Source organism: Francisella noatunensis subsp. noatunensis (assembly GCF_009823375.1).
GTDB lineage: Bacteria > Pseudomonadota > Gammaproteobacteria > Francisellales > Francisellaceae > Francisella > Francisella noatunensis.
This window is the reverse complement of sequence record NZ_WBSX01000079.1, coordinates 1-8552: the sequence shown is the minus strand read 5'-3', so window position 1 is coordinate 8552 and position 8552 is coordinate 1. Positions and strand designations below refer to the sequence as shown.

Sequence of the window (8552 nt, the reverse complement as noted above, 5' to 3'; positions counted from 1 at the left end):
TAGCTTTTTAACTTTACAGGATAGCTTATGATTATTTGAAGTTCTGCGGCTTTGATATAGCTTCTGTGCTATCTCAGCATTATAGTCACTATTTATACTAGTGCGATTAAGTTCCTTTTTTATAGCTCTTTCACTATAGCCAATTTTATTGGCTATTTGAGATGTTTGGTATCCTAATTTAAGTAATTCTTCTATACAATATCTATTTGAAAGAGTTAAGTGCTTTGGCATTTTTTAGTTCCTTATCGTTTATTTTAGTTTCGTCAAAACCTAATAAACTATATTTGGAACTCTCTTTCAACTATTTAAAACTTTCAGAATACAATCTAGCTTTTATATTTTTAAATATTCGAGTGGTCAGATATAATGTAATAAATTTAAGAGCATTTAATGTAATAATGAATAAGTCACTAAAACAACAAATATTTATAAGTTTTATTATTTTTCTGTACTTTTTATTTATAAACTGTTGTCAGCCATTAGCGATGGATGACTTTTGGAGAGCTTTAAATGATACTTTAGTAAATGGTTCATTCTTCCATTTTTTAGCCCAAGATTATACAGGCTGGACAGGTAGAATGTCAGCACAAGCTTTAGTATATGCTCTATTTTCAAAAAAATACTTAACTTTATCTTTGCTAACCATAAATATTATAAGCTCAATATCTATGAGCTTATTTGTAATATTTATCTTCAAAATTGTGACTAGGAACAAGTATAGCTTAGCATCAAAAGATTTTATTATATATTCATTCTTTTTTGCTTTAATGTTCACTTGGACAGGATTTATAAGTCAAGTAATATGGAAAACTGCTGCTATACAATATCTTTGGGGATATGTCATTCTCACAATTCTCTACTATTATCTAATAATTCAGAATAAAAAATTCTGTTTAATGAGTTTAATTGTTGGTCTTTTCATAGGCTTATACAATGAACAGTTTGTCGGAGTATTGTTAGTATTTTGTTTAGCCTATTTTATTGAGAGAAAAATAAATAACAAAATAATAAACAAAGGAATTCTATTTTTCTTGACTGGTCTTTTGATTGGAGGAGTTATTTTAATAGCTGCTCCAGGAAACTACGTCAGAATGGATCAAATGTCAAGTGATCAAAATATTTCTATTTTTAGTCAACTTCTTTATTTTATTCATATATTTAGATACAACTTATGGCCTCATACAATGATTATTGTATGGTTGTTTATCTTATATTTTATTTTTGCTGCTACTAATCAAAAAAACTCAAAATTTAGCCTCATCATATACTCTCTAACATTAATCATATCAATCTTTATAATGGCTCCTCTTGCCACTAGTTACGGCATACAGATTAGGTTAATGCTAATATACTATATAATATTTTTTATAGCAGTGATGCAGCAATTTTATGACAATCAGAGTATAACTGTAACTCTTATTTATAAATTTTTCAAAAAATCCTATATAGTCTTTCTAATAGGTTTAATAACTATATTGGGAGTTATGGGAAATGCTTATTACTCACTTTATAAGTTCAATCAACATAGACAAGAGATTATTGCTGAGTCACATAGCAAAAAAATAGAGAATATTACTATGCCAACATTCGAACTTCATGGAAAAACGGAACCTTATGGTATAACTTTTGAAGCGATAACATGTGATAGTAGTAATAATAATAACAAAGCTTTCGCAGCATTTTATGGTTTTAAAACAGTCAAAGCAGAAGATTGCTAATTAATAAGCTAGATTAATTTTCAAAGTTAATTTACAATCAATATTATAAAATTTCGTTTAATAATATCCTTTGATAACAGCCTTCGCTTGTTAACCATACCAGAGTTATCTTTTGGGGCATAATAGTTACGATTGTATCTTTATTGTTAATTTTGAGCGTATATTCACCTTGATCTAAATCCTTAGAAAATAAATCAACATTTTTAGGCAAAAGATTCCAGCCTCTTAAGTCAGCTTGGGTTGTCGCCATGTTATACACCGAAGTTCCAATTGCCGCTAGAGCCGCATAGTCACCAGATGATCTAATAGCTGCCACAGAAATAGCTGTTTTTGTAACCAGACGTAAAATCTCTCTAGTTACAATCGCAGGATATTGATCTGATAATGACTTAGCAGCCATTGCAGTTGTATCAACCAGTAATGCTGTTTTACCTTTATCAATAGTTTTATTGTCCTTTAAAATCTCTACATCTACATTAGGTGCTAACTTATAAGAGCCATAGTATGGTAACGAAATTTTTTGAACCCCAGCTTGTTGGAAAAATATCGCGATAGGTATATCAAACTTTTTAATAGGCTCAACCCAGCCACTCTCATATATTACAACAAGCTTACCTTGCCCTTGTGGATAGATATTATGTCCCGTATCAAAAGCGTTCTTGATTTGGTTATAGTCTTCTTTAACATATGGATTATTCGGAACGACTCTTAGAGCATTACTCATTGATAAGTTAGCATTATTTAGATCGGTATCGTATGACTGATAAATCAAAGCCTCTAGATAATAACCAAAAGCATTTTCGTAAGAGTTTCTTACCCTATCAGCTATACTTACTAACTGTCTATATTGTTTTGAACTAGATATATTTGATGAAACCTGTCTAGAATCAACATGATTAAATTCTTTATACCTAGTTTTATTTGTCTGAGCTGCTAAATCCTTTGCTTCATAAGTGGCATATTGAGCATATGACAAATTACGAATACTAACAGCAGCATTTTCTAAATCATGCTGTTTTAAATAATTTAGCGCTTGATAAGCATATAAAAAAGTAATCTCATAATCAGATATATAGTAATATCTCTCTTTATCACTTAAAATAGTAGCTTGAGTATTTTTGAGGATATTTCTAACTCTTATTTTTGCTTCTGCTTCTGACTTAGCAACATAATCTGCTGCATTGGCATATTTAACTTGTGATAATTCTGTTTTACCAAGTAGCTGATCAAAACGTCCAGTTTCTAAGAAGCCGATAGAAGCATTAATACCATCATTATCAAAAGCTTCATCAAACTTTGTTTCGATAGGTTTATAGTTACATGTCTCAATAGCACTTTTAGCAGCTCCTACCTTATTAGGATGACTACCACTAAATGTCGCACAACTAGATACAACAAAACATGTAATAAACAATAAAGAAATTTTTATTTTCATATTATTTGGATAAATATGCGCGTAAACCAGCTTGTATTTTAGATAAGCTACCATCAATTACAATACCTACAGAATACTTAGGCATCACATCTGTAATTCGTACTTTTGCTAAGACTTTACTATCTAAAACAATATGCTGTCCTGTTGCTGGATCAACGCTAGTGCCTCCTTCTTGACGAGTTTCATAGATACTACCTTTAACAACGCCATTACCACCTCGGTTAAAATATATCTCTCCATCGTCTACTTTTAATACTTGAAGAGGGTATATAGCTCCAACAATCTGTTCAGATATTGTTTGACCGATTTGTTCAGCAACATAATCCAATATCTGTGAATGATCACCATTATCATAGTTAGCATACTCGTTAGCGATATTTGCTGGTACTTGCAATCTAACGACATTCGACCATTTAACCTCCATAGTAGCTAACTCAATCATACGATAAGCCACACTCGCTGAGACATTCAGTGTTGTAAAGTCTTCTCCATAATACGAACTCTTCTTCTTACTAATGTTTAAACCTAAAATATCACCAGTTAGTATAAAATCAGCGCCTATTCTTTGATTTAGTTTTTCTTTTTCGCTAGAGTCATTAGAGTTTATTATACGTCGAATTTCTTCTTCATAAGCTTTTCCATCTTTAGCATCCCTATTAGAAACCCTAAATTTACGTGTTTGCGTAATTTGAGCTATTATAGTTTGATTGAGACCATCCTGAAGCTGCTTTTCACTATAATTACCATTTATGGTCGATCCTTTTGTATCAAATGGTAATATAGCAACTGTAAACATTTTGAGATTATTTCGCTCATCTACACCTTTGTACTTAAGCGTACTTCCAGAGTTAGTACCTAAAGTATTATTTAATGAGTTATTTAACAAGTTAGCTGAACTACCAGATACAATATTTGTAGAAGAATCTGCAGCAACAGCAACATTACTAATTATAGAAGTCAAAAATAGAGAAAAAAAAATTAATATCTTTTGCATCATTCTATCCTAGAATTGGTTTAAATATTTATTATCATCACTTTGTCTAATAATTACTTTACCATTTAAGGAAGTTTCTCCACTTTCTGTACTTTTAGCGTTTTGTTTACGATATTCATCATAGTTAAAGTTTTTAATCTTATTTGCCGTAGCTACTTGCTTAGGATCCCATTTTAATACAACACCATATACAGTATTCTCCGTACTTGGTAACTTATAGCGCCATCTCTTAACAGTTTTAAGACCAATAATATCTAGGTTTGCTTTTGTTTTGTAATATGTAGATAGTGTCTTTTCAATATCAGTTGCATCTATTCTACGTGTTTGTTGCGTTTTAGTATTTTTAGCAAGAGTGCTAGAGATATCCTCAGACATAGTCAAAGCTTCTTTAGTTGACATTTGTCCAGCAATTAGTGTAACTAAATTTGCTCTTGCCATAATCTCAGCTTGCTTATAACCATAATCACCAGCCGAAACTCCTTGAATTTTTGGACCTGTGTACGAGCCTTGACCATATGATAAGATATATGGTTTATTATCTTCTCCAAAACCAACACGGATACCATAATCACCCATCATATCTTCGCCTGACTTATCCTTATATAAGTCAGAAGGAGATTGTCCACCTTTACCAACAATTACAGGCTCATTACCATGCTTGATATCCTCAAACATTCCTTTAATTTTATCTGAATAAATAACCACTACACCAATAGCCGCATTACCATTTTTTTCTACCACAAAAGTCTTGATTGGTAGTAGACCTGATAAGTTACCAAACCCTGTAGTTAAGCTTTTAACTGTCATTTGCTGACTTAAGAGAGCTTTTCTCTTCTCATCAGGTGTTGCAAAATCATCTGGATTTAAGCCTTGATCTTTTAATTGTTTATCTAGTTTTGCTTCTTCTAATGCTTGTTGCTTAGCGTCAATAGCCGCTTGAGTACCCTCTTTTGGCTTATCAGAATCTGTATTAATGTCATTAACATTAGAACCTTGAGTACTATCTATGCTTAGACTCTTATCAACTTTTGTATTAGCTGATATAAACGATATATATTCTGCCTGTGCTTTTATCAAAGCCTTCTCAAATGCTAACTGAGCACTATCGACATAATTTGAATTTGTTTGATTGACAGAGGCTGTACCTATAGCAGAACCAACATAATCATATTTATCTCTAAGATTATTCTGATCGATATAACTCTCCATTACATCACTTAAAATTTCTTCTGCGGATCTCTTATCTTTTGCAGTTGTCGCAACTGCTTTTGAATCTGATGAGATAGCACTATTAAGATTAGATACATCTGAACCCATATCAACAGATTGCGACTGCTCAGTTGTAGATTTAGTATCTACAGTTGTTTCTGCAGCAACTAAAGGACTTACTAATAATGATGAAACAATTAATGAGCTTAATATTTTCTTTTTCATAGTATTTTATCTCCTATGTTTTAAGAAATTTCAGATCCATTCTGAAATAACTATTTTGAAATCTAACTACCAGCCAAATGTTGATTTAGTCTGTGATTTACGGATTTGCTTATCATCTTGCCATACAACAAGACCTGTTTTTAGATCCATCATCTTCAATGTTGCCAAGAAGAATTTAGATCTCTTATCTCCATCAACATTAGTATTATCAATATCTTGGATAGAGCCATAAACCATATATCTAGCACCAATATGCTGACCAATTTTAGTAGCTGTACTTTGATCAACCATACCACTATTAGCTTGATATCCAAGCTGCTCACGTACATTTTTGATTTGAGACATATCAGTAACTTGGAATAATCCAGATTTGATAATCTGTGTCTGTACTGTATTTGACAGCATTGTTGTATTAATATGTTCTCTTGTTTCATTACGAATGTTACTAAAGAATAATGTTGGAGTATCCATAGCAGTAATTCTCTTAACTGCTCGTGAATTCAGCATATCTTCGGTCATCTTGTTGGTAATAGCTTGCAAATCAGTAGAACTAAAATTAATAGATGTTGTATCTACACCGTTTAAATCCTCATAAGCAACAGTTGTTTTACTACATGAGCCTAACAAAATTAAGCCTGCCGATAAAGTTACAAATAAAAGCTTTTTCTTCATTATTTTTGTGAATAGAATAATTTGTCTATATAGCGATTATAACAAAAATAATTAAGAATGTTATTGATTATAAATAGTAAAGATTATCTAAGAGGTTTAGACATAACATATACACAAACTGAACCTATTTGCTTTATAGTATATTCAGCAAAATTACTCTCTAGATATTTTTCTATCGATTCATAAGTATCGTTTTTATTATCAAATATTCCTTTGGCATTAAATTTATTAGCCACCTTAATCGCAAGACTTGAGCTATAGTCATTGATAATAGTCGATCCAAAAGCCACTCCATCTTTACTTAACATTTTAGCAATGTTTTCAAATACTTTTTCTTTATTACCGTTATCAGGTAAACAGTGAATCAAATAGTTACAAGATATAGAATCATATTTTGAATAAAATTCTTCTGCAACATCTTTTAGTATATCAACTTGATAAGTTGATACTTCTTTATCTTTGAGTACATTCTTCACATACTCTAAACAATTTGGATTTAGATCCATTAATGCAACTTTAGATAATCTATCTTTAACATTTTTTAGATAATATCCTGAGCCTACTCCTATATCTAAATGATTAGGCGATACATTATCTTTGTATAGCTGCAATAGCTGAGATGTTTTACATTTCCACAAAAAAGTATTATTAAAAAATAAAACAACGAAATTATAAAGTTTAAGGACTAATTTGGAGTAAACCTTTTGACCATCGTGTGTACTTTTATTCAATTTTATAACCTCCCTCTACCAAAACATATTTGAGCGCATTGGTTTGATTGCAAAAACAGCTATCAATATAACATAAACATACCATGGCACATCCAATAGAACTGGTATCAATACAGCTAACATACAAGCAAAGAAAAACATACTAAAGAATAACAACACTTGATACGATGGTTTATTTGTCTTTAGATATTTATGGGCTTTTTCAATATATGATCCTTCAAATGACAAAAGATGAATCACTATTGGAAAAACCGCAGTCAAAAACATTAGTAAATAAAAAACCCAGCTAACCAAAGCTAATGTTGAATAGCTCGAAATTATTAGTAAGCCAACGAGAAAGTACACTATTTTGACCAACGCAATATCAACCAAAGTGAAACGCTGTAATTTTTCTGATAAGAACTCTTCTTCATACATAATGCACTCCTTAGTTTTTAGTGGCAATTACATAGTAATTTTAACTTATTGAGCATACTTTGGAAACAAAAGATATTAAGCAAGATTATTATTTAGAAGCATCATCACTAGTAAAATTCAAAATCCCGTACTAGATTTTGATAGTATTCAGTTGATCAGCTGGTACTTCCTTCTCTACTGTTTCGACTTTTCCACTACTATCTTCTGTCTTTTTGACAATCTTAGCAGTTTTACATCTGAGTTAATCGTTATAGAACTAAATTCTTTATACACATCTGGTTTTTTAGTGACTTTTGATGTTTTAGATCGTGTTTGCATTTGAGCTATATTTTGATCAATGTTAGCTATCATCTTATTAAAATGCTCATCTAACATTTGCTGTTGTTTTTGAAAATCTGCCATCATTTTTTCTATAGGATCATCACTAGATGCTTGTGTATCATTTTTTGGTGATTTTTGCTTAACCCAGCCAACTGTCCCATCTTTTTGATCAACTATTTCAATCCACTCCCCTTTTGAGAAAATTGCTTTATATTGATGATTTTGATCATCAATTGTCATAATTTTTTTGGATTTCTCATCTGGTTTTGCATACATCTGATAACTCTCAGCATATACTCCCGACACAATTATTAAACCAAATACTGTTGCTAGAATTTTCTTCATTTCAACCTCCAATTTTTTGATGTAGCTATTTTATACACAAACGGTCTAAAATTATAAATAAGTTTGCTAGATTGTATTCTCAATGTTTATAGAGATACCAAAATGTACTTCATTAGGTGTCAAGTAATTTAAACATTTCTTAGGTCTATTATTCAAGTCTATCTGTAACTTTCTAATGTATTGATGAGATATATTGTTAAAGTTAGTACCTTTAGATATAAATTGTCTGATATACCTATTCATGTTTTCATTAATACCTCTTTGCCAAGGACTGTATGGATCAGCAAAGAATACTTTGATGCCAGTCTTGCTAGTTAGCTTCTTATGTTTAGCAAACTCTTTACCATTATCAAATGTAGCTGTTAATATTTTATGACCATTAGATACTTTGTACAATATTCTATTGATTGAATTAGCTGTTCTATCTATAGACTTGGCTAAAATAGTAAATCTGCTAGCTCTATCGACCATTGTTACAATAGCAC

General features: G+C 31.0%; 9 protein-coding genes and 1 pseudogene. 1 reads left to right on the top strand and 9 read right to left on the bottom strand.

The window, feature by feature from the left end; genetic code table 11:
* Positions 1 to 231: helix-turn-helix domain-containing protein (locus F8C69_RS07140; protein WP_159183974.1), on the bottom strand; the 231-nt coding region annotated here is incomplete at its 3' end.
* 167 nt (positions 232 to 398) lie between these two features.
* On the opposite strand from F8C69_RS07140, the gene F8C69_RS07135 reads away from it, so the two are divergent.
* Complete coding sequence (locus F8C69_RS07135) at positions 399 to 1718, top strand: DUF6056 family protein (protein ID WP_159184720.1); 1320 nt, start codon at positions 399 to 401, stop codon at positions 1716 to 1718.
* A gap of 43 nt (positions 1719 to 1761) precedes the next feature.
* On the opposite strand, the gene F8C69_RS07130 is transcribed toward F8C69_RS07135, so the two are convergent.
* From F8C69_RS07130 to F8C69_RS07095, 8 genes and pseudogenes are all read right to left on the bottom strand, one after another.
* Positions 1762 to 3153 carry a COG3014 family protein gene (locus F8C69_RS07130; RefSeq protein ID WP_159184719.1) on the bottom strand — a complete coding sequence of 464 codons (1392 nt, stop codon included), beginning with the start codon at positions 3151 to 3153 and terminating at the stop codon, positions 1762 to 1764.
* Position 3154: 1 nt separating this feature from the next.
* Positions 3155 to 4147 carry a CsgG/HfaB family protein gene (locus F8C69_RS07125; protein ID WP_192189675.1) on the bottom strand — a complete coding sequence of 331 codons (993 nt, stop codon included), beginning with the start codon at positions 4145 to 4147 and terminating at the stop codon, positions 3155 to 3157.
* A gap of 9 nt (positions 4148 to 4156) precedes the next feature.
* Entirely contained in the window at positions 4157 to 5581 is a 1425-nt protein-coding gene (locus tag F8C69_RS07120) for a DUF6844 domain-containing protein (RefSeq protein ID WP_159184717.1), read from the bottom strand.
* Between the two features lie 66 nt (positions 5582 to 5647).
* On the bottom strand, positions 5648 to 6253 hold the full coding sequence (lpoB, locus tag F8C69_RS07115) for a penicillin-binding protein activator LpoB (RefSeq protein ID WP_159184716.1): 606 nt from the start codon (positions 6251 to 6253) through the stop codon (positions 5648 to 5650).
* An 83-nt stretch (positions 6254 to 6336) separates the two neighbouring features.
* Entirely contained in the window at positions 6337 to 6984 is a 648-nt protein-coding gene (locus F8C69_RS07110) for a class I SAM-dependent methyltransferase (protein WP_159184715.1), read from the bottom strand.
* A gap of 15 nt (positions 6985 to 6999) precedes the next feature.
* Entirely contained in the window at positions 7000 to 7401 is a 402-nt protein-coding gene (locus F8C69_RS07105) for a hypothetical protein (protein WP_159184714.1), read from the bottom strand.
* A gap of 130 nt (positions 7402 to 7531) precedes the next feature.
* Positions 7532 to 8067: pseudogene (locus F8C69_RS07100) on the bottom strand (hypothetical protein).
* 66 nt (positions 8068 to 8133) lie between these two features.
* On the bottom strand, positions 8134 to 8552 hold a 419-nt coding region (locus F8C69_RS07095), incomplete at its 5' end, for an IS30 family transposase (protein ID WP_159184251.1).